This is a genomic window from Kitasatospora saccharophila (assembly GCF_039529925.1).
GTDB classification, from domain to species: Bacteria; Actinomycetota; Actinomycetes; order Streptomycetales; family Streptomycetaceae; genus Kitasatospora; species Kitasatospora saccharophila.
The window spans coordinates 58,748-80,112 of record NZ_BAAANS010000033.1; the positions used below are offsets into that span (position 1 = coordinate 58,748).

The window sequence follows — 21,365 nt, forward strand, 5'->3', positions numbered from 1 at the left end:
CAACCCTATGACACCGGCAGTTGCCGGGGGCTCTCCTCCCGCCGGCAACCGCGGTGTGCTCATCGGATCGCGAAGCCCTCGTACCCCTCGCCCACGGCGGTCCAGATCTCGGTGACTCCGCTGACCTGACCAGGCGTTCCGGGCCCGCGCAGCGCGGCGAGCAGCCGCTCGCAGTCGGCGCGCGACCCCTCGGCGACCACCTGGACCCGGCCGTCCCCGAGGTTGCTCGTGTAGCCCGTCAGCCCGATCTCCAGGGCCCTGGCCCTGGTCCACCAGCGGAACCCCACCTGCTGGACGCGGCCGCGCACCCAGACGGTGGCGCGGACGGATCGGTGGCTGTCGTGACCTTGCATGTGTCCGACCATAGTCGGGCACTTCGGGGGCGCTCGGAACGGGCTTCACGCCCCTTCCACCGACCCTCCCCACCCCAGCACGGCCCCTCCTCTCCCGCACGACCATCCCCGCGCGAACCTCCCCGCCGCCGACCCCGCGCCCGGCCCTCAGCGGTGGTGCTCGGCCAGCGAGTGCAGCGTCCAGCCCCGGCCGGCCGGGTCCAGCGGGGCGGTGGCGGCGGTGAACAGCTCGGCCGCCCGCCGGTAGGAGAGCCGGCCGCGGCCGGTGAGCGGGCAGCGGTCGCGCTCCGGGGTGCCGGCCGGGGCGCGCCGGCCGGTGAGGAACAGCGGCCCCGCGGTGCGGCCGGCCACCAGCAGCGGCAGCAGCCGGGCGGTGCCGCCGCGCCAGCGCAGCGGGCGCTCGCCGGCCGCCGTGCGGGCCTGGCGGTTCGGCAGGTCGAGCCGGTCCACGTCCAGCGCGAGCAGCCGCTCGATCGGCGCGCCGGTCTCCCGGACCAGGTGCCACAGCACCTTCTCGCGCAGCGGCACCCGCAGCGCGAGCACCGCCCGCAGCCGCTCCTCCCCCGGCGCCCCCGCGGCGGCGGGACGGACCGGCAGCGGCCGCAGCTCCCCGGCCGGGTCGGCGGACAGCCAGCCCCGCGCGCACCACCAGCGCAGGGCGGCCCGCAGCGCGGACAGTTCGCGGTTGGCGGTGCGCGCGCCCACCGCCCCGGCCCGGGCGGCGAAGGCGGCGGCCAGCCGCTCGGGCGCGCCCGGCCCGTCCAGCAGGGTGAGCGGCAGCACCGGCGGGGCGGCCCGCCGCCGCTCGGGGCCGGACGGCGGGGTGCGGCCGACCAGCAGCCAGGCCCAGGTGTGCAGGGCGATCCGGTAGACCCGCCGGGAGCCGTCCGCGAGCGGCGCCCCCGCCAGGTAGTGCTCGGCCGCGACGGCGAACTCCACGGGTGTCATTCCCGCAGTAAATCCTCCTGGCCGGAAACCGTCAACACCCGCCCCGACTGCGGTAAATCGGCGATTTACTGCGCCGGACCCCGACCCCGGGAAAATTGAGGCGGATCCGCTCAGGTTTTCCGGCGCGACCCCTTGCCGGGCGGCCCGGCGGCCGGGCAGCCTGCCGGTTGTGACACCGACTCCACGGCGGCTCGCCGTCCTGCGCGGGCGGCCCTTCCGCCTCTTCTTCACCGGGTACGCGGTCTCCCTGTTCGGCTCCTCCACCGCCTCCGTCGCGGTGGCCTTCGCGGTGCTGGACGGCGGGGGCGGCGGCTCCGGGCTGGGCGTGGTGATGGCGGCCCGGATCGTGCCGATCGTGCTGCTGCTGGTGCTCGGCGGGGCGGCCGCCGACCGGCTCGGACCGCGCCGGACCATGCTCGGCTCGGACGCCCTGCGCTGCGCGACCCAGGCCGCCACCGCGGCGCTGCTGTTCGCCGGGCACGGGACGGTGTGGGCGCTGGCCGCGCTGATGGTGCTGTGGGGACTGGGCGAGGCGGTGTTCCTGCCCGCGCAGGACGCGCTGCTGCCGCGGATCGTCCCGCCCGCCGAACTGGCCGACGCCAACGCGCTGCTGGGCATCGCCCGGAACGGCTCCGCGGTGGCCGGCCCGGCCCTGGCGGGGCTGCTGACCGCCACCGCGGGCCCGGGCTGGGTGCTGCTGCTCGACGCCGCCTCGTACGCGGCGGGCCTGGCCGCGCTGGCCCTGCTGCGCCTCCCGCCCGCACCCGCCGCCGACGGCCCCGCGCCCGGGCTGCTGGCCGAACTCCGCGACGGCTGGGACGAGTTCCGCTCCCGGCGGTGGCTGTGGGTGAGCGTGCTGCAGGGCTGCCTGTTCAACCTGCTGGTGTGGGCGCCGTTCCTGGTGCTCGGCCCGGTGCTGGCCCGCGCGCGGCTCGGCGGCGCGGGCGGCTGGGGCGCGGTGCTGGGCGCCTACGGGGCGGGCGCGGTGCTCGGCGGGCTGGTGCTGCTGGGGCGGCGGCCGCGCCGTCCGCTGCGCACGGTGCTGCTGGTGACCGCGGGCTGGGCGCTGCCCTCGGGGGCGCTGGCGCTGGGCTGGCCGCTGCCGCTGGTGATGGCGGCGGCCGCCGGGGCCGGGGTGACCTCGATCGTCTCCGGCAGCCTGTTCGCCGCCCTGACCCAGCGCCACGTCCCGCCGCGGGCGCTGGGCCGGGTCGGCGCGTACGTGACGCTCGGGGCGTTCGCGTTCGGGCCGGTGGGGCTGGCGCTGGCCGGCCCGCTCGCCTCGGCGGTCGGCGCGGGGACGGTGCTGGGCTGGGGCGCGGCCTGGCAACTGCTGTCCTGCGCGGCGGTGCTGGCGCTGCTGGGCCGCCGCGAGCCGGCCGCCGACGGCCTCCCGCTCCCGGACCCGCGAGCGGTCCCCGTCCCGTCCGGGCGGGACGGGGGGCGGGACCGGGGCCGGGGACCGTCGGCCCGCTGAGCCGGCTGCCGGGACCGGCTGATGGCCCCGGACCCGCTACCCCAGGACGGTATCGGGGCCCGCACCCCCGCCGACCGGCCGGAGTTGCTCCCCGGCGGCCCGGCGGGGCGCTCCGAGCGGGCATAGTGGTGACGATCTTCCGCAGCCGTACCCGTTCCCCCTCAGGAGACTCCAGGTGATCCTCGGCCTCGTCACCGCCGTCGCGGCGTCCGCCTGCTACGGCACCGGCTCGGTGCTGCAGGCCCTCGGCGCCCGCCGCTCGGCCCGGCAGGAGGCGGCGGACGGCACCGTCACCGAGCACGGCGGGCCGAGCCTGGCCTCGACCGCGAAGGCCGCCGTCACCTGGGAGTTCATCCTCGGCACGGTGCTGGACTTCATCGGCTTCGGCCTGGGCGCGCTGGCCGCCCGGCTGCTGCCGCTGTTCCTGTCGCAGACCATCATCAGCGCCAACCTGGTGATCACCGCGGTGCTCTCGGTGAAGCTGCTGGGCCTGCGGCTGCGGCAGTTGGAGTGGCTGTCGATCGGGATCCTGTGCGGCGCGCTGGTGCTGCTCGCGGTGGCGGCCGGCCCGGAGGGCGGGCACGAGGCGGCCCGGGCCTTCCACTGGGCACTGCTGATCGGCTCCGCGGTGCTGGTCGCGGGCGGTTCGCTGGTGGTGCGCCGGCTCGGGTCGGGCGGGGCGATCGTGGCGGGCCTGCTCTCCGGCCTGGGCTTCGGCGCGCTGGGCATCGGCGTGCGGGTCCTGGACGGCGTGCAGCCCTTCGACCTCGGCGCGCTGCTCGCCGACCCCGCGCTGTACGCCGTCCTGGTCGGCGGCCTGGGCGGGATGTACCTGCACACGGTGGCCTTGCAGATCGGCTCGGTGAACGGCGCGACCGCCGCCCTGGTGGTCGGCGAGACGGTCGTCCCGGGCGCGGTGGGCGTGCTCTGGCTCGGCGACTCCTCCCGGGACGGCCTGGGCTGGCTGGCCGTGCTCGGCTTCGTGCTGGCGGTGGCCAGTGCCGTCGGCGTGGCCTACTTCGGCGAGGAGGGCGGCGCGCTGCACGCGGCCGCCGAGGAGGAGAAGGCGGCCGCCGGGAGGGCGCACTGACGGCGCCCCGGCCCGGCCGCCGGGTCGGGGCGACCGGGAGGGCCGGGCGGGCGGATCAGGCCCGGGGCGGGCGCTGGCAGGTGGGGCAGGAGTAGCTGGAGCGGTTCATCCAGGCGTCGCGGCGCATCGCGGTGCCGCAGCGGCGGCAGGGCTGCCCCTCGCGGCCGTAGGCGTCGAGGTCGCGGGAGAAGTAGCCGCTCTCGCCGTTGACGTTGACGTACATCGAGTCGAAGCTGGTGCCGCCGACGGCCAGCGCCGCCGTCATGACGTCCCGGGCGTGGCCGAGCAGTTCGAGCGCGGCGGGGCGGGTCAGGGTGGCGGTGGGGCGGTCGAAGTGCAGGCGGCTGCGCCAGAGCGCCTCGTCGGCGTAGATGTTGCCGACGCCGCTGACCAGGGTCTGGTCGAGCAGGGCGCGCTTGACGGTGGTGCGCTTGGCGCGCAGGGCGCGGGCGAAGGCGTCGTCGTCGAAGCGGGCGTCGAGCGGGTCGCGGGCGATGTGGGCGAGCGAGAGCGGGGTGGACTCGGGGTCGCCGGCCTCGGCCTCCTCGACGGCGAGGCCGCCGAAGGTGCGCTGGTCGACGAAGCGCAGTTCGGTGCCGCCGTCGGTGAACCTCAGCCGGGCCCGCAGGTGCACGGAGTCGGCCATCTCCGGTTCCTGGACGAGGAGTTGGCCGCTCATCCCGAGGTGGCCGATCAGCGAGAGGCCGTCGCCGAGCGGCACCCACAGGTACTTGCCGCGGCGCTGCGGCGCGCCGAGGGTGCGGCCGCGCAGCAGCGCGGTGAACTCGTCGGAGCCGCCCGCCTGGCGGCGGACGGCCCGCGGGTGCAGCACCTGGACGTCGCCGACGGTGCGTCCGGCGGCCCAGCGGGCCAGACCGCGGCGGACGACCTCTACCTCGGGCAGCTCGGGCACGGCGCGTCCGCGCTCAGACCGTCGCGGCGGATTCGCCGGCGGGCCGCACGGCCTGTTCGGCCTCGTGCTTGGCCTTGATGGAGCGCCAGGCGGACTCGGCGGCCTTCTGCTCGGCTTCCTTCTTCGAGCGTCCGCTGCCGGAGCCGTAGTCCTGGCCGGCCACCCGGGCGGCGGCGGTGAAGGTCTTCTCGTGGTCCGGGCCGGATTCGGCGACCACGTACTCGGGGACGCCCAGGCCGACGGAGGCGGTGAGCTCCTGGAGGCTGGTCTTCCAGTCGAGTCCGGCGCCGAGCTGCGCGGATTCCGCGATCAGCGGGTCGAACAGGCGGTGGACGAACTCGGTGGCCGCGTCCAGGCCCTGGTCGAGGTAGGTCGCGCCGATCACGGCTTCGACGGTGTCCGCGAGGATCGACGACTTGTCGCGGCCGCCGGTGCCCTCCTCGCCCTTGCCCAGGCGGATGAAGGCCCCGAGGTCCAGGCCGCGGCCGACCTCGGCGAGCGCGCGGGAGTTGACCACCGCGGCGCGGAGTTTGGCGAGCGTGCCCTCGGCGACCTCCGGGTGGAGGCGGTAGAGGGTGTCGGTCACCACGAGGCCCAGCACCGAGTCGCCGAGGAACTCCAGGCGCTCGTTGGTGGGCAGCCCGCCGTTCTCGTAGGCGTACGAGCGGTGGGTCAGGGCGCGTACCAGAAGGGCGCGCTCAAGTGAGTACCCGAGGCGCCCTTCCAGGACGTCGTATTCGGTCGAAGCCGGCCCACCGCCCCTACCCCCGTTGGTCCCGGGGTTCGGCTTGCGGGGGGAACTGCCAGTGTCCGACATCGATCCGTGCACCCCGCCGATCAGACCGAGAGGACCTGGCGACGGTTGTACGTGCCGCAGGTCGGGCACGCGGTGTGCCCGAGCTTCGGCTCGTGGCAGCGGTCGCACGCGACGAGCGCGGGCACGACAGCCTTCCAGTTGGAACGGCGGTGACGCGTGTTGCTGCGCGACATCTTCCGCTTCGGAACAGCCACGGTAAATCTCCTGGTTCTACGGCGGGGCCCTCACGGGTACCGCTGTGTCTTATTCCTCGTCACCCTCGTCGCCGGGGGCGGCGGAGAGTCCCTGCAGAGCCGCCCACCGGGGGTCGGCGGCGTCGTGGTGGTGCGCCGGGTCGTCGCTCAGGCGGGCTCCGCACTCGGAGCACAGACCCAGGCAGTCGTCCTGGCACACCGGCTGCAGCGGCAGTGCGAGCACCACCGCGTCACGCAGCACCGGCTGGAGGTCGAACAGGTCGCCCTCCAGGCGGTAAGTCTCGTCCTCGGACTCCTCGTCGAAGTCGTCCCCCGCGATCGCGCGGTGACGCTCCTCGGACTCCGGGTAGTAGTAGAGCTCCTGGAAGTCGACCTCCAGGTCGTCCTCCACCGGCTCCAGGCAGCGGGAGCACTCGCCGGTGACGTGGGCCTCGGCGGTGCCGGTGACCAGCACGCCCTCGACCACCGACTCCATGCGGAGCTCCAGCGCGATCTCGCTCTTCTCGGGAACGCCGATCACGTCCGCGATGCCGAGCTCCGCCGGGGCCTCCAGGGTGCGGGTCACCTTGCGCAGCGATCCGGGGCGACGGCCGAGCTCGTGCGTGTCGAACACGAGGGGGTCGCGGTGGTCGAGGCGGTTCAAGGTTTCCTGACTTCCTGGGCGGCGGCGCGCATCCCTGCGCGGCGCGGAGTTTCGGTTTCTGCGGCGGCCCGGCGAGCGGGCACACGGCGAACCCGGCACGAACAGGCCGGAGTGGTCAGACTACCGGAGAGTCCGCGCCGAACCCAACTCGCCCCTCAGCGGCCGCCCAGCTCCCGCAGCCTGGTCATGTCGATCATGCTGGTGTCGAAGAAGCTGGTCTCGTCCAACCCGCCCTGCTGCTGGGGCAGCTGGGCCTGCTGCTGGGCCTGCTGCTGGGGCTGCTGCTGGGGCTGCTGCTGGTAGCCGTACGGGTCGACGGGCAGCGGGTTGCCCCACTGGTCGAAGCCCTGCGGCTGCTGGTACTGCGGCTGCTGGTAGTACGGGTCGACCGGCTGCTGGTGCCCGTAGGACTGGCCGTACGGGTCGGTCTGCGGGGCCGCGGCCGGGTCGTAGCCGCCGCCGTACACCTCGGCGTACTGCGGGGTCTGCGGCTGGGCGTACGGGTCCTCGCCGGGCTGCTGCCAGCCGGCCGCGGCCGGGGTCTGCTCGGGCCAGCTCTGCTGCTGCGGGACGTCGGCGTACCAGTTCTGCTGGTCGTCCTCGGCGCCGAAGCCGGCCGCCACCGCCTCGGCGCGGTCCTTGAGCTGCTGGGCCTCGTCGGCGGCGGCCAGGTAGGCGCCCAGCTCGTCGATCGGGGCCTTGCCGAGCAGCTTGTCGCGGCCCTTGCCGACCGCCTCCAGGGTGGCGGAGAGCACCGCCTCCAGGGTGGCCAGCTTCACGTCGACGTACTCGTCGGCCTCCGGGCTGGGGCTGATCCGGGGCCGGAACTCCTCGCCGTCGTCGGCGCCGTCCGCCTCCGGCTCGTACACCCCGGAGTCGCCGCGCAGCTTGTGCCGGCCGCGGCCGACCGCGCCGAGCGTCTTGGTCAGCACCACCTCGAAGTTGGCCAGCTTGGAGTCGACGTAGTCGTCGGCCTCGGCCCGCTTGGTGTGCTCCTCGGCCCGCGCCTCGGCGAGGATCCGGTCCGCCTCGGCCTGGGCCTGCCGGACCACCTCGGTGTCGGAGATCAGCGAGCCGCGCTCGTCGTGCGCGCCGCGGATGATCTGGTCGGCCTGGGCCTGGGCGTCGGCCACCATCTGCTGGTGGTCGGCCACCACCGACTGGGCCTGCGCGAGTTCGGCGGGCATCGCCTCGCGCAGGTCGCGGAGCAGTCCGGTCAACTCGGCACGGTTGACCACGCAGGACGACGACATCGGCATCGCCTTGGCCCTCTCGACCACGGCGATGATCTCGTCGAGTTTCTGCTGCACGTCCACGGGCGTCTTCAGTCTTTCCGTGTGCCGCCGAGGTGCGGCGGAGGCAGTGCCCGAAGACCGCTGGGTGCGGCCCCGGGGCCGGGAGTACAGACTGTACGGCCACTCACCCCGCCGCCCGCAACGCCCGGGTCAGTTGCGGCGTTCGGCGATCCGCTCGACCAGCCGCCGGTGCACCACGGGGGGCAGCAGGTGGGAGACGTCGCCGCCCAGCGAGGCCACTTCCTTGACCAGGCTGGAGGAGAGGAAGCTGTACGTCGGCGAGGTCGGCACGAAGAGCGTCTCCACGCCGGTCAGCCCGTGGTTCATCTGGGCCATCTGGAGCTCGTAGTCGAAGTCGCCGGCCGCCCGCAGGCCCTTGATGATCGCCGGGATGCCGCGCTCGCGGCAGAAGTCCACCAGCAGGCCGCTGTGCGACTCCACCTCGATGTTGCCCAGGTGCGCGGTGGTCTCCGCGATCAGGGCGATCCGCTCGTCGACGGAGAACATGCCCTGCTTGTTGCGGTTGATCAGCACCGCCACGTGCACCACGTCGTACAGCTTGGAGGCCCGCTCGATGATGTCGAGGTGTCCGTTGGTGATGGGGTCGAAGGACCCCGGACAGACGGCGCGGCGCATGCGTGTGCTCCCTTGTGGGGCGGGGTGTTCTGCTACGAGTCTTGGTCAGCCCCGTCGGCGGCGCGACCGTACCAGAGCGTGCCCTCGCCGTACTTGCGCGAACGCAGCCCCTCGAAACCGTCCGGCCAACCGAACTCGCCGCCCCGGGTGCTGCGTTCCACGGTGACGAGAACGTGCTCGGACAGCCAGCCCCCCGAGCGGAGTGTGGCCAACATCTCGCGCAGCACGGCGTCCTCCACCGCGTACGGCGGGTCCAGGAACACCAGGTCGTACGGCTCGGCCGGGGGCGCCCCCGCGATCACCTTCTCGGCCTTCTCGGCCCGCACCTCGGCGCCGGGCAGGCCCAGCGTCCGGACGTTCTCCCGGACGGTGCGGACCGCGCCCGGGTCGGCCTCCACCAGCAGGGCGTGCGCGGCCCCGCGGGAGAGTGCCTCCAGCCCGACCGCGCCGCTGCCCGCGAACAGGTCCAGCATCCGGGCGCCGGCGATCGGGCCGAACAGCGCCTCGACGGTGGAGAACATCGCCTCCCGCGCCTTGTCGGACGTCGGGCGGGTGTTCCGGCCGGGCGGCGCGGCGAGCGGGCGGCCTCCGGCACGGCCGGCGATCACGCGAGGCATGGCGTTGGGTCCTTTGCGGGTGGGGGGTGCTGCGCGCCCGACCCTAGCCGACCGCGGCGGCGGCGGCCGGGCGCGCGGCACCCCCCGTCAGGGCCTACTCGCTGGACGCGGCGCCGAGCAGCGTCGGCGAGGCGTAGCGCGACCAGGACAGGCAGCCGTCCGGCGGGCAGTACTCGGGGCGGCGCGGGTCGTGGCCGAGCTCGCGCAGCTTGGTGCGGACGGAGTCGGGCGTGCGGCCGTAGCGGGCGGCGATCCGGGCGATGGTGTCGCCGTCGTGGAAGCGGCGCACCAGCTCCTCCTCGTGCTGCGGCACCCAGGGGGAGCCGTGGCCGGGGTAGAGCTCGCGGAGCACGTCCCGGTCGGGGATCGGCTCGGAGACGTCGGCGACGATGGCCAGCGCGCGCAGGGCGCGGTTGAGCGCGATCCGCAGCGAGGCGACGTCCTCCACCGGGAGGCGGAGCTTGCCGGAGGCGACCGGGTTGGCGGAGTCCCCCTCGCGCCAGCCGGTCAGGGTGAGGGCGACTTCGCGGTCGTCCTCGCTGGCGACCTCGATCCGGAAGACCTTGTCGCCGAGCGGGAGCTCGTTGAGGTGACGGAATGCCATGCAATGACCCCCAATTCTCGTGCCGGGGACGCACCGTGGAGTGCGCCCCGAACAACTACATTCTCTCCCGGGGCACTGACAGTCGGGGTGTCCGAACGACCCGCCTCAGCCCTTCTCCAGGTACTCCGCGCGGTCCTCGTCGAGCAGGCTCTCCAGCGCGGTGCGCAGCTCGGGGTGGGCCTCCAGCGCGGGGTCGGCGGCGACCAGCCGGGTGGCCTCGGCCCGGGCGGTGGCGATGACCTCCTCGTCCTCCAGCACCGAGAGCACCTTGAGCGAGGACTTCACGCCGGACTGGGCCTGGCCGAGCACGTCGCCCTCGCGGCGCTGTTCGAGGTCGATCCGGGAGAGCGCGAAGCCGTCCAGGGTGCCGGCCACCGCGTCCAGCCGGGCCCGGGCGGCGCTGGCCGCGGGCATGTCGCTGACCAGCAGGCAGAGCCCGGCGGCGGAGCCGCGGCCGACCCGGCCGCGCAGCTGGTGCAGCTGGGAGACGCCGAACCGGTCGGCGTCCATGATCACCATGACGGTGGAGTTCGGCACGTTGACGCCGACCTCGATCACGGTGGTGGCGACCAGCACGTCCACCTCGCCGGCGGCGAAGCGGCGCATCACGTCGTCCTTGGCCTCGGGGGCGAGCCGGCCGTGCAGGATCTCCACCCGCAGCCCGGCCAGCGGGCCCTTCGCGAGCTTCTCGGCGGTCTCCACCACGGCCAGCGGCGGCCGCCGCTCCTCGCCGTCGGCGCCTCCGACCTCCTCGGGCTCCTCCTTGCGCTTCCTCTTCCCCTTCGCCGGCTCCTCCTCGTCCCCGATCCGCGGGCAGACCACGTACGCCTGGTGGCCCTTGCCGACCTCCTCGCGGACCCGCTCCCAGGCCCGGACGAGGAAGTTGGGCTTCTCCAGCGCCGGGACGACGTGGGTGGAGATCGGCGAGCGGCCGGACGGCAGCTGGTCCAGGACGGAGGTCTCCAGGTCGCCGAAGACGGTCATCGCGACGGTGCGCGGGATCGGCGTGGCGGTCATCACCAGCAGGTGCGGGGGCTGCTCGCCCTTGGCCCGCAGCGCGTCGCGCTGCTCGACGCCGAAGCGGTGCTGCTCGTCGACGACGACCAGGCCGAGGTCGGCGAACTGCACCCTGTCCTCGATCAGGGCGTGCGTGCCGATGGCGATGCCGGCCTTGCCGGAGGCCATGTCGAGCAGCGCGCCGCGGCGGGCGGCGGCGCCCATCGAGCCGGTGAGCAGGGCGACCCGGGTGCCGGTCTCGGAGCCGCCGATCATCCCGGCCTCGGCGAGGTCGCCCATCATCTCGGTGATCGAGCGGTGGTGCTGCTGGGCGAGCACCTCGGTGGGGGCGAGCAGCACGGCCTGCCCGCCGGTGTCGACCACGGCGAGCATGGCGCGCAGCGCGACCAGCGTCTTCCCGGAGCCGACCTCGCCCTGGAGCAGCCGGTGCATCGGGTGCTCGGTGGCCAGGTCGGCGAAGATCTCGGCGCAGACCTTGCGCTGGCCGTCGGTGAGGGTGAAGGGCAGCCGGGCGTCGAAGGCGTCCAGCACGCCGCCGGGGACGGGGCGGCGCGGGACGGCGGGCAGCGCGGAGTCGGCGGCCCGGCGCTGGGCGAGGGCGACCTGGAGGACGAACGCCTCGTCCCAGCGCAGCCGGTTCTGGGCGCGCTCCCGCTCCACCTGGTCGTGCGGGCGGTGGATCAGCTCCAGCGCCTCGGGCAGCGGGATCAGGCCGTGCTCGGCGCGCAGTTCGGCGGGCAGCGGTTCGCCGACGTCGGCCAGGTGCTTGGTGAGCGCCATCTCGACGCAGAGCGCGAGCTTCCAGCTGGGCATCTGGGCGCTGGCCGGGTAGACCGGGATGAGCCGGCCGGCGAACTGCTTCGCCGCCGAGGAGCCCTCCTCGTCGTCGATCAACTGGTAGTCGGGAGAGGCGAGTTGGCGGGTGCGGTTGAACAGGCCGACCTTGCCCGCGAACAGGCCCTGCTGGCCGGGGCGGAGGTCCTTCTGCCGCCAGCCCTGGTTGAAGAACACCAGCGAGAGCCGGGAGCGGCCGTCGGTGACCACCACCTCCAGCCGGTCGCCCTTGCGGCCGCGGAACGGGATCAGGGTGACCTTCTCGATCCGGGCCAGCACGGTGACGTGCTCGTCCACCTCCAGCTCGTCCAGGCTGGTGAGCTGCCCGCGCTCGACGTACCGGCGCGGGTAGTGGTGCAGCAGGTCGCCGACCGTGCGCAGCTTGAGACCGTCGGCCAGCACCTTCGCGGTGCGGTCGCCGACCAGTTCCTTCAGCGGTTCATCGAGAGCGCCCATGGCGTCCCATTTCACACCACCGGACCGACGCTCCGGCTCACTCCACCCCGATGAGCAGCGGCACGGCCTCCCGGCCGCCCCGGTAGGCGACGGTGTCGACCTCGGGGCGGGTGCGCCGGGCGTGCGCGATCAGCCGGTCGGCGAGGTCCGCGGGGGCCTCCTCGCCGAGCACCAGGGTGACCAGTTCGCCGCTGGCCGCGATCATCCGGTCGAGCACGGTGAGCGCGGTCTCGGTGAGGTCGGTGCCGATCACCGCGACGTCGCCGTCGATCAGGCCGAGCACGTCGCCGGCCTGGCAGACGCCCGCCATCGTCCAGGACTCGCCCTCGGCGACGGCCAGTTCGGCGTACCGGGTGGCGCCGGCGGCGGAGGTCATCGCCACCACGTCCTCGTCGAAGCGCCGTCCGGCGTCGTGCACGGCCAGCGCGGCGAGGCCCTGCACCGGGGAGCGGGTGGGCAGCACGGCGATCCGCACGCCCTCCTCGCGCAGCTGGTCGGCGGCGGCGCCGGCGGCCGGGCGCAGTTCGGGGTCGTTGAGCAGCAGCACCACCTCGCGGGCCCCGCAGCGGTGCACGGCGGCGACCAGTTCGGCGCTGACGGGCGGACGGTCCGGGTCGGCCTCCAGCACCACCGAGCCGGCCTGCCCGCACAGCTGCGCCAGCCCGCTGCCGGTGACCACGCTGAGCACCGCCCGCCCGTGCGAGACGGTCTCCTCCCGCTCGCCGGAGCGGGCCGCGGCCTCGGCGAAGTGGGTGATCCTGATCCGGTGCGGCCGCCCGGCCTCGACGCCCGCCTCGACGGCCGCGCCCGCGTCGTCCACGTGCACGTGGACGTTCCACAGACCGTCCCCGCCGCCGATCACCAGCGAGTCGCCGAGCCGGCCGAGCCGTTCGCGCAGCACCGGCAGCTGTTCGTCCTCGGCCTCCAGCAGGTAGATCACCTCGAACGCGGGGTGGCCAGAGCCCGGCGCCCGCTCGTAGCTCTCGCAGCCGTCCAGCACCAGCGGGTCCAGTTCGCGGCGCAGCGCGACCGGCCCCATCGGCTGCTGCCCGGAGACGGCGTCCACCAGCGCGCCCAGCACCGCGACCAGGCCCCGGCCGCCCGCGTCCACCACGCCCGCCTCGGCCAGCACGGAGAGCTGGTCGGGGGTGAGCAGCAGCGCCTGCCGGGCCGCCCGGTACGCCTCCTGGGCCTGTCCGGTCAGTCCGTCCGCGCCGCCGGCCGCCTCCGCGGCGGCGGCGGCGACCGTCAGCAGGGTGCCCTCGACCGGCACCGCGACGGCCTGGTACGCCGAGCGGGCGCCGTGGTCGAGCGCGGCGGCCAGTTCGCCGCCGGCGGCCAGCACCTCGGCCAGGCCGCGCAGCCACTGCGCCAGGATCACGCCGGAGTTCCCGCGGGCCCCGATCAGCGCGCCGCGGGCGGCGGCGGCCGCGGCGACGGCCAGTCCGGGCTCCTCGGCGGCGGCGAACACCGCGTCCAGTGCCTCGGCGGCGGACTCCACCGTCAGGTAGAGGTTCGTCCCGGTGTCGCCGTCCGGAACCGGGTACACGTTCAGCGCGTCGATCTCCTCGCGGGCCTGGCCGAGGGCCGCCAGCGCGAGCCGGCACCAGGTGCGGACGGCCGGGGCGTCGAGGGTGTCCAGCACCAGGTCTCCTCCGGATGAACGCCACGGGAACACGACAGGACGCGGTGGCGAGGGGCGATGCTGGCAGGTTATCGGCCCCCGCGGGGGTGCCCGCCGCAGGCTCGTGCCCAGCTCGGGGGAACGATCACCCCCGCGATCGTGGTAGTTTCGTTGAGCGGGAGTCACCGTTGTATGCTCTCCCGGTTGCCTGGAGCACCCCGGGCTAGTGACAAGTACCTGATCTGAAGTCTTGGAGTGACTCCTGTGGCTGCCAACTGTGACGTCTGCGGCAAGGGCCCGGGCTTCGGCAACAGCATTTCCCACTCGCACCGCCGCACCCCCCGTCGTTGGAACCCCAACATCCAGACGGTGCGCGCTGTGATCGGGCGGACGCCGAAGCGGCTCAACGTCTGCACCTCGTGCATCAAGGCCGGTAAGGTCTCGCGCTGACGCGCAGACCGGTAACCCGGTCACCAGCTTTCCCCGAAAGCCGACCACGCCCCTCCGGGGGACCGTGGTCGGCTTTCGGCTTTCGGGAACGGCGGGTCGATGCTGCGCACGGGCCCCGTCAGGGGCCCGGGGAACGGCGGGTCGATGCTGCTGACGGCCGGAGCCCATCGAAGTGTCCGTGCTGCTGCGTGTAGTAAACGGAACCCGAAGCAGACGCGCGCCACGGCAGTGCACCGCCCGCAGCCACGGCCTCGCCGTTCCCCGAGCCCCTGAGTGCGCGCTCCGCCGGGCCCCTGGTGGTGTCCCCCTTCGCCTGCCTAGGAGTTCCGGGCCTGCCAGAAGTGGTCCACCGGCCCGATGCCGGAACCGAGCGCGAAGCCGTGCGCGATCGCGCCGGTGACGTACGCCTTGGCGTGGGCGACGGCTCGCGGCATCGGGTCCCCGAGGGCGAGCCGCGCGGCGATCGCGCTGGCGAGGGTGCAGCCGGTGCCGTGGGTGTGGCGGTTGTCGTGGCGGGGGGCGCGGTACCAGTGGGTCTCGCCGTCGGGGCCGAGCAGCAGGTCGGCGGCCTCGCCCTCCAGGTGGCCGCCCTTGATCAGGGCCCAGTCGGGGCCGAGGTCGCGCAGCGCCTTCGCGGCGTCGAGCATCTCGTCCTCGCCGGTGACGGTGCGCCCGGTGAGCTGGGTCACCTCGTGCAGGTTGGGGGTGGCGAGGGTGGCGACCGGCAGCAGCCGGGTCCGGAGGGTGTCGACGGCGTTCGCGGCGAGCAGCGCGTCGCCGTGCTTGGAGACGCCGACGGGGTCGACCACGACGGGGGCGGGGGCGTCGGCGAGCAGTGCGGAGACGGTCTCGACGAGTTCGACCGAGGCGAGCATGCCGGTCTTGACGGCCTGGACCCCGATGTCGTCGACGACGCTGCGGTACTGGGCGCGGACGGCTTCGGCGGGCAGTTCCCAGTAGCCCTGGACGCCGAGCGAGTTCTGCGCGGTGACGGCGGTGATGACGCTCATGCCGTGGACGCCGAGCGCGAGCATGGCCTTGAGGTCGGCCTGGATGCCCGCACCGCCGCCGCTGTCGGAGCCGGCGACGGTGAGGACTCGGGGCGGGGCGGCGGTTTCGGTGCTCATGCGCCCCAACCTACCGATCCCGCCCGGCGGGTCAGAGCACGGCCTCGGATTCGATCCAGCGGTCCTGCGGGACGGTCTTGAGCTGGACGACGGCGTCGGCGATCGGGGTGAGGTGGATCTCGGTGCCGCGCAGTGCGGTGAAGTGCCCGAACGCGCCCTTGTGGACGGCCTCGACGGCGTGCCAGCCGAAGCGGGTGGCGAGCACCCGGTCGAGCGCGGTGGGGGTGCCGCCGCGCTGGGTGTGGCCGAGGATGACCGGCCGGGCCTCCTTGCCGAGCAGGTTCTCCAGTTCGATGGCGAGCCGGGTGCCGATGCCGCCGAAGGTCTGGTGGCCGAACTGGTCGACCTGGCCGTGCTCGAAGCGCAGCGTGCCGGGCAGCGGCTGGGCGCCCTCGGCGACGGCGATGATGGCGAACTTCTTGCCGCGCTGGAAGCGCTCCTCGATCATCCGGGCGACGGCCTCGATGTCGAAGGGCTTCTCCGGGATGAGGATGCCGTGGGCGCCGCCGGCCATGCCCGCGGTGAGGGTGATCCAGCCGGTGTGGCGGCCCATCAACTCGACGACCATCACCCGCTGGTGGGACTCGGCGGTGGTCTTGAGCCGGTCGATGGCCTCGGTGGCGACGTGCACGGCGGTGTCGAAGCCGAAGGTGACGTCGGTGGCGTCGATGTCGTTGTCGATGGTCTTGGGGACGGCGACCACGGGCAGTCCGGCGTCGCTGAACAGCTTGGCGGCGGTGAGGGTGCCCTCGCCGCCGATCGCGATCAGCGCCTCGATGCCGAGCTTGGCGGCGAGTTCGCGGGAGTTCTCGACGGCCCAGCGGATCTTCTCGCGCTGCACCCGGGCGGAGCCGAGGACGGTGCCGCCGAGGGTGAGCAGGCCGGTGACGTCCTCGTGCGTGATGGGCCGGGCCCGCCCCTCGATCAGGCCGAGGAAGCCGTCCTCGATGCCGAGGATCTCGTCGCCGTGCACGTCGGTGCCGCGGTGCACGATGGAGCGGATGACCGCGTTGAGGCCGGGGCAGTCGCCGCCGCTGGTGAGAACGCCGATTCGCATGGTGGCTGTGCTCCTGCTCCTGGGGGTGCGCCCCCGCGTACGTAGGTGGACCGGACCGTCGACGCTGTCGGTCCGCCCGACAGGCGCAACACTACGCGCTCGGGGGCGCCCCGCCCGGGAGGGGCGGCTACTGCTCGGCGAAGTGGTCCCAGCCCGCGGTGCGGTCCCAGGGGGCGCCGTCGACGGTGACGGTGCCGCCGCGGCCGGGGCGGGCGGTGCGCACGACCTCGCCGATCACCCGCCAGCGGGCGGGCAGCGCGGTCGACTTGGGGAAGGTCGCGACGATGGCGTGGTCCTCGCCGCCGGAGAGCACCCACACCAGCGGGTCGACGCCGACGGCCTGCCCGATGTCGGCCATCTGCGCGGGGACGTCGAAGTCGGCGGCGCGCAGGTCGATGTCGACGTCGCTGGCCCGGGCGACGTGGCCGAGGTCGGCGACCAGGCCGTCGGAGACGTCGACCATGGCGGTGGCGCCGAGCTCGCTGGCGGCGGGGCCGGCGTGGTACGGCGGTTCGGGGCGGCGGTGGGCCTCGACGAAGGCGCGCGGGGAGCGGAAGCCGCGCTGCAGGACGGTCAGCCCGGCGGCGGACCAGCCGAGCCAGCCGGTCACCGCGACCACGTCCCCGACCTGCGCGCCGGAGCGCACCACCGGGCGCCGACCCTGCAGGTCGCCGAGCGCGGTGATGGCCAGCGTGATGGTGTCGCCGCGCACCACGTCGCCGCCGACCACGGTGGCGCCGGCCACCTGGCACTCGTCGCGCAGCCCGTCCATCAGCTCGGTGGCCCAGGTGGTGGGCAGGTCGGCGGGGGTGACCAGGCCGAGCAGCAGGGCGGTCGGGACGGCGCCCATCGCGGCGATGTCGGCGAGGTTCTGCGCCGCGCACTTGCGGCCGACGTCGTACGCGGTGGACCAGTCGCGGCGGAAGTGCCGGCCCTCGATGAGCACGTCGGTGGTGGCCACCACCCGGCCGTCGGGCGCCTTGACCACGGCCGCGTCGTCGCCGGGCCCGAGCTCCACCGCCGGGGTCATCGGCAGCCGTGCGGTCAGCTCCCGGATGAGCCCGAACTCGCCGAGTTCGCCCACGGTCCCCTGCATCAGCCCGTCCTCCGCGTTCCCCGTGTTTGTCCGATTAGGTGTGCGCCCCGTGCCGCGGGGCCCCCGCCCCCGCGCCCGCAGCGTACGCCTTCCGGGCCTTCCGGGGTCTCCCCCGTCCGTGTGGTCGCGCGGTAGCGTGGTGATCAGACTGCCGGTCGCAACTCCCCCACCCAGCCGCCTGGAGGTCCACCGTGGTGCAGGCGTACATCCTGATCCAGACCGAGGTGGGCAAGGCCACCTCGGTGGCCGAGTCCGTCGCCAGGATTCCCGGAGTGGTCACCGCCGAGGACGTGACGGGGCCGTACGACGTGATCGTCCGGGCCGAGGCGGAGTCGATCGACGAACTGGGCCGCCTGGTGGTGGCCAACGTGCAGCAGGTGGAGGGCATCACCCGCACCCTGACCTGTCCGGTGGTGCGCCTGTAAGACGGCCTACCATCGTGCGGTGGCCTACCGCGACCTGTTGAACCGCCTGCCCGCCCCGGTGCGCTGGCTGGCGCCGCCCGCCGCGCTGCTGGCCGTCACGGCGGGGCTGGTCGCCGCCTGGAGCGGCGAGCCGGACGTCACCCCGCCGGTGCCGGACGCCGGGGCCGCCCGGTACTGCGCGGCGCTGGACGCCGCGCTGCCCGCCGACGTCCTGGGGCACGCCCGCCGCGACCCGTCCCCGGCCTCCCCGTACACCGCCGCCTGGGCGTCCTCCCCGCGCACCGTGCTGACCTGCGGCGGGGACCGGCCGGACTTCCTGAACGACGGCACCCGCAAGGGCCCGTGCGTCAACGAGGTCAGCTGGGGGATGACCGAGGACGGCGGGGGCGGCTACCGGTTCGCCACCGGGCTGCGCGCGGCGTACGTGGTGGTGGAGGTTCCCGAGGGGGCGTACGGCAACTACGCGGACCCGCTGGCGTACCTCGCCGACGCCGTCCGGTCGACCGTCCCGACCATCGACGGGAAGGCCGACTCGGACTGCCTGGACGGGTCCTGACCGGGCCCGGCCGGGCCTAGCGCAGGCCGGTGGAGCGGCGCAGCGCGGCGGACAGCAGGCGGTCGATCAGTTCGGCGTAGGGCACGCCGGTGGCCTCCCACATCTTGGGGTAGGCCGAGATCGGGGTGAAGCCGGGCATGGTGTTGATCTCGTTGACCATCCACCGGCCGTCGGCCAGCAGGAAGAAGTCGACCCGGGCCAGGCCCTCGCAGCCGAGGCCCTCGAACACCTCGACGGCCTGCCGGCGGATCCCGGCCCGCTCCTCGTCGGTGAGCTCGGCGGGGATCCGGACCTCGGAGGAGTCGATGTACTTGGCCTCGAAGTCGTAGAACTCGAAGTCCCCGTCGACCAGCACCTCGGCGGGCACCGAGGCGCGCGGGCCGTCCTCGAACTCCAGCACGCCGCACTCGATCTCGCGGCCCTCGACGCCCTTCTCCACGATGACCTTGGGGTCGTGGCGGCGGGCCTCCTCGACCGCGGCGTCCAGGTCGGCGAGGTCCTTGACCTTGGTGATGCCGATCGAGGAGCCGGCCCGGCAGGGCTTGACGAACAGCGGCAGGCCGAGCGCGGCGATCCGCTCGCGGGCGGCGGCGCGGCCGGCCTCGGACTCCCACTCGCGCGGCTTGAGCACCGTGTACTCGCCCGCGTACAGGCCGAGCGACTCGATGATCCGCTTGGTGAACTCCTTGTCCATGCCGACCGCGGAGGCCAGCACGCCGGAGCCGACGTACGGGACGCCGGAGAGTTCCAGCAGGCCCTGCAGGGTGCCGTCCTCGCCCCACGGGCCGTGCAGCAGCGGGAGCACCACGTCGACCTCGCCGAGGACCTTCGGCGCGGCACCGGGCTCGCTCCACACCACGTCCCGGTCGCCGGGGGCGAGCGGCAGCGCCACCTGGCCCTCGGTGGACTCGGCGACCTGGTCGACGTCCGGCATCCGGCCGTCGGTGATGGCCATCCGGGCGGGTTCGTCGCCGACCAGGGCCCAGCGGCCCTCGTGGGTGATGCCGATCGGCAGCACCTCGTACTTGCTGCGGTCGATCGAGCGCAGCACGCTGGCGGCGGTGACCACGGACACGCCGTGCTCGGAGCTGCGGCCGCCGAAGACGATCGCGACGCGCGGCTTGGCCGCCTGGTTCGGGGTGGTCTGTTCGATGCTCATATCGGCGTTGAGACTACCGTCCGATTCCGGTCAGCGGCGCTCAGGCTTGGCCGAACGGGACATCAGTCCCTTCAGCACCTCCTGGGTCGGCCGCCCCTTGTGCACCACGTCCACCACGGCCTCCACGATCGGCATGTCGACGCCGTTGCGCCGGGCCAGGTCGAGCACCGATTCGCAGGACTTCACGCCCTCCGCGGTCTGGCTGGTGGCGGCGATGGTCTCGGCCAGCGTCATGCCGCGGCCCAGGTTGGTGCCGAAGGTGTTGTTCCGGGACAGCGGCGAGGAGCAGGTCGCCACCAGGTCGCCCATCCCGGCCAGCCCGGCGAAGGTGTGCGGGTCCGCGCCGAGCGCCAGGCCCAGCCGGGTGGTCTCGGCCAGCCCGCGGGTGATCAGCGTCGCCTTGGTGTTGTCGCCCAGGCCCATGCCGTTGGCCATGCCGACCGCCAGGCCGATCACGTTCTTCACCGCGCCGCCCAGCTCGCAGCCCACCACGTCGGTGTTGGTGTACGGGCGGAAGTACGGGGTGTGGCAGGCCCGCTGGAAGCGCTTGGCGACCTCCTCGTCGGTGCAGGCCACCACCGTCGCGGCGGGCTGCCGGTTGGCGATCTCGCCGGCCAGGTTCGGCCCCGACACCACCACGACCCGCTCCGGGCCGACCCCGGCGACCTCGGCGATCACCTCGCTCATCCGCTTCACGGTGCCCAGCTCGACGCCCTTCATCAGGCTCACCAGGGCGGTCTGCGGCTCGATCAGCGGCGCCCAGAGCGCGAGGTTGTCGCGCAGCGTCTGGGACGGCACCGAGAGCACCGCGAAGTCCGCCCCGGCCAGCGCCTCGGCGGCGTCGGTGGTGGCCCGGATGGCCGCGGGCAGCTCCAGCTCCGGCAGGTAGTCCCGGTTCACGTGCTCCCGGTCGATCGCCTCGACCAGCTCCCGGCGGCGGCCCCACAGGGTCACCTCGCAGCCCGCGTCGGCCAGGATCATCGCGAAGACGGTGCCCCAGGAGCCCGTCCCCATCACCGCGCAGCGGGTCACCGGCCGCCCTCCTCGGCGGCGCGCCCGCCCTTGGCCCGGGCCGCCGCGGCCCGGTCCCTGGCGGCCTTGCGCATGTCGTAGCGCTCCTCGGGGGCCTGCTCGCCGCGGATCCCCTCCAGCACGGCGGTGATCGCCGCCATGATGTCGTCGGTGGCCTCCTTGAGCACCCGGGCGGTGATCTCCTGGCCCTGGTACCGGCTCAGGTCGACCGCGGGGCCCGCCGCGACGATCACCCGGTGCCGGGGGAACAGCCGGTACTTGCCCTTGCCCTTGCCGTACGGCGGGATGATCTCGTGCGCGCCCCAGTGCGCCACCGGGATCACCGGCGCGCCCGTCATCAGCGCGACCCGGGCCGCGCCGCTCTTGCCGGTCATCGGCCACAGGCCCGGGTCCCGGGTGAGGGTGCCCTCCGGGTAGAACTGCACGCACTGGCCGCCGTTGACCGCGTCGATCGCGGCCCGGAACGCCTCGGCGGCGTCGGTGGACTCCCGGAACACCGGGATCTGGCCGGTCTTGCGCAGCATGAAGCCGATGAACGGCACCGAGAACAGCGAGGACTTCGCGAGGATCCGCGGCGGGCGGCCCGAGTTGTACTGCCAGTGCGCGTAGAACACCGGGTCGATCACCGAGTTGTGGTTCACCGCGGCGATGAACCCGGTCTTCTCGGGCAGGTGCTCCCAGCCGCGCCAGTCCGCCTTTGCCAGGGCGTTGGTCACCGGCTTCACGAGCACCGCCGCGAAGCGGTACCAGATCCCGTAGTCGGCGTTTCCGAACCTGGCGTTAGAGCGGCGGGCCACCCCTGCTCCTCCTCATTCGTGCGGCGCCCCGTAACTGCGCCGCGGTCTCTCTTCGCCGGGGTCGACCAGCGGCTCCGGGGCGCCGACCAGTCTCGCCCGGGAGCCGAGCCTGTGTCGAGCAGCCACCACCGCCACCGGTCGACCCGTC

23 protein-coding genes are annotated in these 21,365 nt (G+C 74.2%); 5 read left to right on the top strand and 18 right to left on the bottom strand.

The features are described 5' to 3' along the window. Positions 1-59: 59 nt before the first annotated feature. A complete protein-coding gene (locus ABD345_RS23440; protein ID WP_344554563.1) occupies positions 60-353 on the bottom strand; it encodes an acylphosphatase in 294 nt (97 codons plus the stop codon). Between the two features lie 147 nt (positions 354-500). Further along, positions 501-1,301 carry a hypothetical protein gene (locus tag ABD345_RS23445; protein WP_344554564.1) on the bottom strand — a complete coding sequence of 267 codons (801 nt, stop codon included), beginning with the start codon at positions 1,299-1,301 and terminating at the stop codon, positions 501-503. Positions 1,302-1,470: 169 nt separating this feature from the next. Here ABD345_RS23445 and ABD345_RS23450 point away from each other — a divergent pair, with 169 nt between their 5' ends. After that, on the top strand, positions 1,471-2,778 hold the full coding sequence (locus tag ABD345_RS23450; protein WP_344554565.1) for an MFS transporter: 1,308 nt from the start codon (positions 1,471-1,473) through the stop codon (positions 2,776-2,778). A gap of 175 nt (positions 2,779-2,953) precedes the next feature. After that, on the top strand, positions 2,954-3,868 hold the full coding sequence (locus ABD345_RS23455) for a DMT family protein (protein WP_344554566.1): 915 nt from the start codon (positions 2,954-2,956) through the stop codon (positions 3,866-3,868). Between the two features lie 55 nt (positions 3,869-3,923). Here ABD345_RS23455 and mutM read toward each other — a convergent pair whose 3' ends face one another. From mutM to ABD345_RS23505, 10 genes are all read right to left on the bottom strand, one after another. Further along, the gene (gene mutM / locus ABD345_RS23460; protein WP_344554567.1) at positions 3,924-4,781 is read right to left on the bottom strand and encodes a bifunctional DNA-formamidopyrimidine glycosylase/DNA-(apurinic or apyrimidinic site) lyase; all 858 of its coding nucleotides are present in this window, start codon (positions 4,779-4,781) and stop codon (positions 3,924-3,926) included. Positions 4,782-4,794: 13 nt separating this feature from the next. Then, positions 4,795-5,598 (bottom strand): ribonuclease III, encoded by an 804-nt coding sequence (gene rnc / locus ABD345_RS23465; RefSeq protein WP_344554568.1) that lies wholly within the window; start codon positions 5,596-5,598, stop codon positions 4,795-4,797. A gap of 20 nt (positions 5,599-5,618) precedes the next feature. After that, positions 5,619-5,792, bottom strand: coding sequence for a 50S ribosomal protein L32 (rpmF, locus tag ABD345_RS23470; RefSeq protein ID WP_033252700.1), 174 nt, complete (start codon positions 5,790-5,792; stop codon positions 5,619-5,621). A gap of 49 nt (positions 5,793-5,841) precedes the next feature. Continuing rightward, on the bottom strand, positions 5,842-6,435 hold the full coding sequence (locus tag ABD345_RS23475) for a YceD family protein (protein ID WP_344554569.1): 594 nt from the start codon (positions 6,433-6,435) through the stop codon (positions 5,842-5,844). Between the two features lie 155 nt (positions 6,436-6,590). Then, positions 6,591-7,751 (bottom strand): F0F1 ATP synthase subunit B, encoded by a 1,161-nt coding sequence (locus ABD345_RS23480; RefSeq protein ID WP_344554570.1) that lies wholly within the window; start codon positions 7,749-7,751, stop codon positions 6,591-6,593. Positions 7,752-7,880: 129 nt separating this feature from the next. Further along, positions 7,881-8,366: a pantetheine-phosphate adenylyltransferase gene (coaD, locus tag ABD345_RS23485; RefSeq protein WP_344554571.1), complete on the bottom strand. Its 486-nt coding sequence runs from the start codon at positions 8,364-8,366 to the stop codon at positions 7,881-7,883. 32 nt (positions 8,367-8,398) lie between these two features. Then, on the bottom strand, positions 8,399-8,983 hold the full coding sequence (rsmD, locus tag ABD345_RS23490) for a 16S rRNA (guanine(966)-N(2))-methyltransferase RsmD (RefSeq protein WP_344554572.1): 585 nt from the start codon (positions 8,981-8,983) through the stop codon (positions 8,399-8,401). A gap of 94 nt (positions 8,984-9,077) precedes the next feature. Then, positions 9,078-9,587 (bottom strand): hypothetical protein, encoded by a 510-nt coding sequence (locus tag ABD345_RS23495; RefSeq protein ID WP_344554573.1) that lies wholly within the window; start codon positions 9,585-9,587, stop codon positions 9,078-9,080. Between the two features lie 105 nt (positions 9,588-9,692). After that, the gene (gene recG / locus ABD345_RS23500; protein WP_344554574.1) at positions 9,693-11,894 is read right to left on the bottom strand and encodes an ATP-dependent DNA helicase RecG; all 2,202 of its coding nucleotides are present in this window, start codon (positions 11,892-11,894) and stop codon (positions 9,693-9,695) included. Between the two features lie 37 nt (positions 11,895-11,931). Continuing rightward, positions 11,932-13,539: a DAK2 domain-containing protein gene (locus ABD345_RS23505; protein ID WP_344554575.1), complete on the bottom strand. Its 1,608-nt coding sequence runs from the start codon at positions 13,537-13,539 to the stop codon at positions 11,932-11,934. 243 nt (positions 13,540-13,782) lie between these two features. Between ABD345_RS23505 and rpmB the strand changes: the two genes are divergently transcribed. Further along, on the top strand, positions 13,783-13,968 hold the full coding sequence (gene rpmB, locus ABD345_RS23510; protein WP_014138233.1) for a 50S ribosomal protein L28: 186 nt from the start codon (positions 13,783-13,785) through the stop codon (positions 13,966-13,968). A gap of 317 nt (positions 13,969-14,285) precedes the next feature. Here rpmB and thiD read toward each other — a convergent pair whose 3' ends face one another. The 3 genes from thiD to ABD345_RS23525 all read right to left on the bottom strand — a co-directional run bounded on the left by thiD (position 14,286) and on the right by ABD345_RS23525 (position 17,248). Beyond that, positions 14,286-15,095: a bifunctional hydroxymethylpyrimidine kinase/phosphomethylpyrimidine kinase gene (gene thiD / locus ABD345_RS23515; RefSeq protein ID WP_344554576.1), complete on the bottom strand. Its 810-nt coding sequence runs from the start codon at positions 15,093-15,095 to the stop codon at positions 14,286-14,288. 31 nt (positions 15,096-15,126) lie between these two features. After that, a complete protein-coding gene (locus ABD345_RS23520) occupies positions 15,127-16,152 on the bottom strand; it encodes a 6-phosphofructokinase (protein ID WP_344554577.1) in 1,026 nt (341 codons plus the stop codon). Positions 16,153-16,279: 127 nt separating this feature from the next. Beyond that, entirely contained in the window at positions 16,280-17,248 is a 969-nt protein-coding gene (locus tag ABD345_RS23525; RefSeq protein WP_344554578.1) for a thiamine-phosphate kinase, read from the bottom strand. A 191-nt stretch (positions 17,249-17,439) separates the two neighbouring features. Between ABD345_RS23525 and ABD345_RS23530 the strand changes: the two genes are divergently transcribed. Together ABD345_RS23530 and ABD345_RS23535 are read left to right on the top strand one after the other, a co-directional pair. Beyond that, on the top strand, positions 17,440-17,673 hold the full coding sequence (locus ABD345_RS23530) for an Lrp/AsnC family transcriptional regulator (RefSeq protein WP_344554579.1): 234 nt from the start codon (positions 17,440-17,442) through the stop codon (positions 17,671-17,673). Positions 17,674-17,692: 19 nt separating this feature from the next. Continuing rightward, the gene (locus tag ABD345_RS23535) at positions 17,693-18,229 is read left to right on the top strand and encodes a DUF3515 family protein (RefSeq protein ID WP_344554580.1); all 537 of its coding nucleotides are present in this window, start codon (positions 17,693-17,695) and stop codon (positions 18,227-18,229) included. Between the two features lie 16 nt (positions 18,230-18,245). On the opposite strand, the gene ABD345_RS23540 is transcribed toward ABD345_RS23535, so the two are convergent. Genes ABD345_RS23540 through ABD345_RS23550 form a run of 3 tightly spaced genes read right to left on the bottom strand, consistent with a single transcriptional unit; the run spans position 18,246 to position 21,217 of the window. Further along, a complete protein-coding gene (locus ABD345_RS23540; RefSeq protein ID WP_344554581.1) occupies positions 18,246-19,388 on the bottom strand; it encodes a D-alanine--D-alanine ligase family protein in 1,143 nt (380 codons plus the stop codon). Between the two features lie 30 nt (positions 19,389-19,418). Continuing rightward, a complete protein-coding gene (locus ABD345_RS23545) occupies positions 19,419-20,402 on the bottom strand; it encodes an NAD(P)H-dependent glycerol-3-phosphate dehydrogenase (protein WP_344554596.1) in 984 nt (327 codons plus the stop codon). A 14-nt stretch (positions 20,403-20,416) separates the two neighbouring features. Then, the gene (locus ABD345_RS23550) at positions 20,417-21,217 is read right to left on the bottom strand and encodes a lysophospholipid acyltransferase family protein (protein WP_344554582.1); all 801 of its coding nucleotides are present in this window, start codon (positions 21,215-21,217) and stop codon (positions 20,417-20,419) included. Positions 21,218-21,365: the final 148 nt, after the last annotated feature.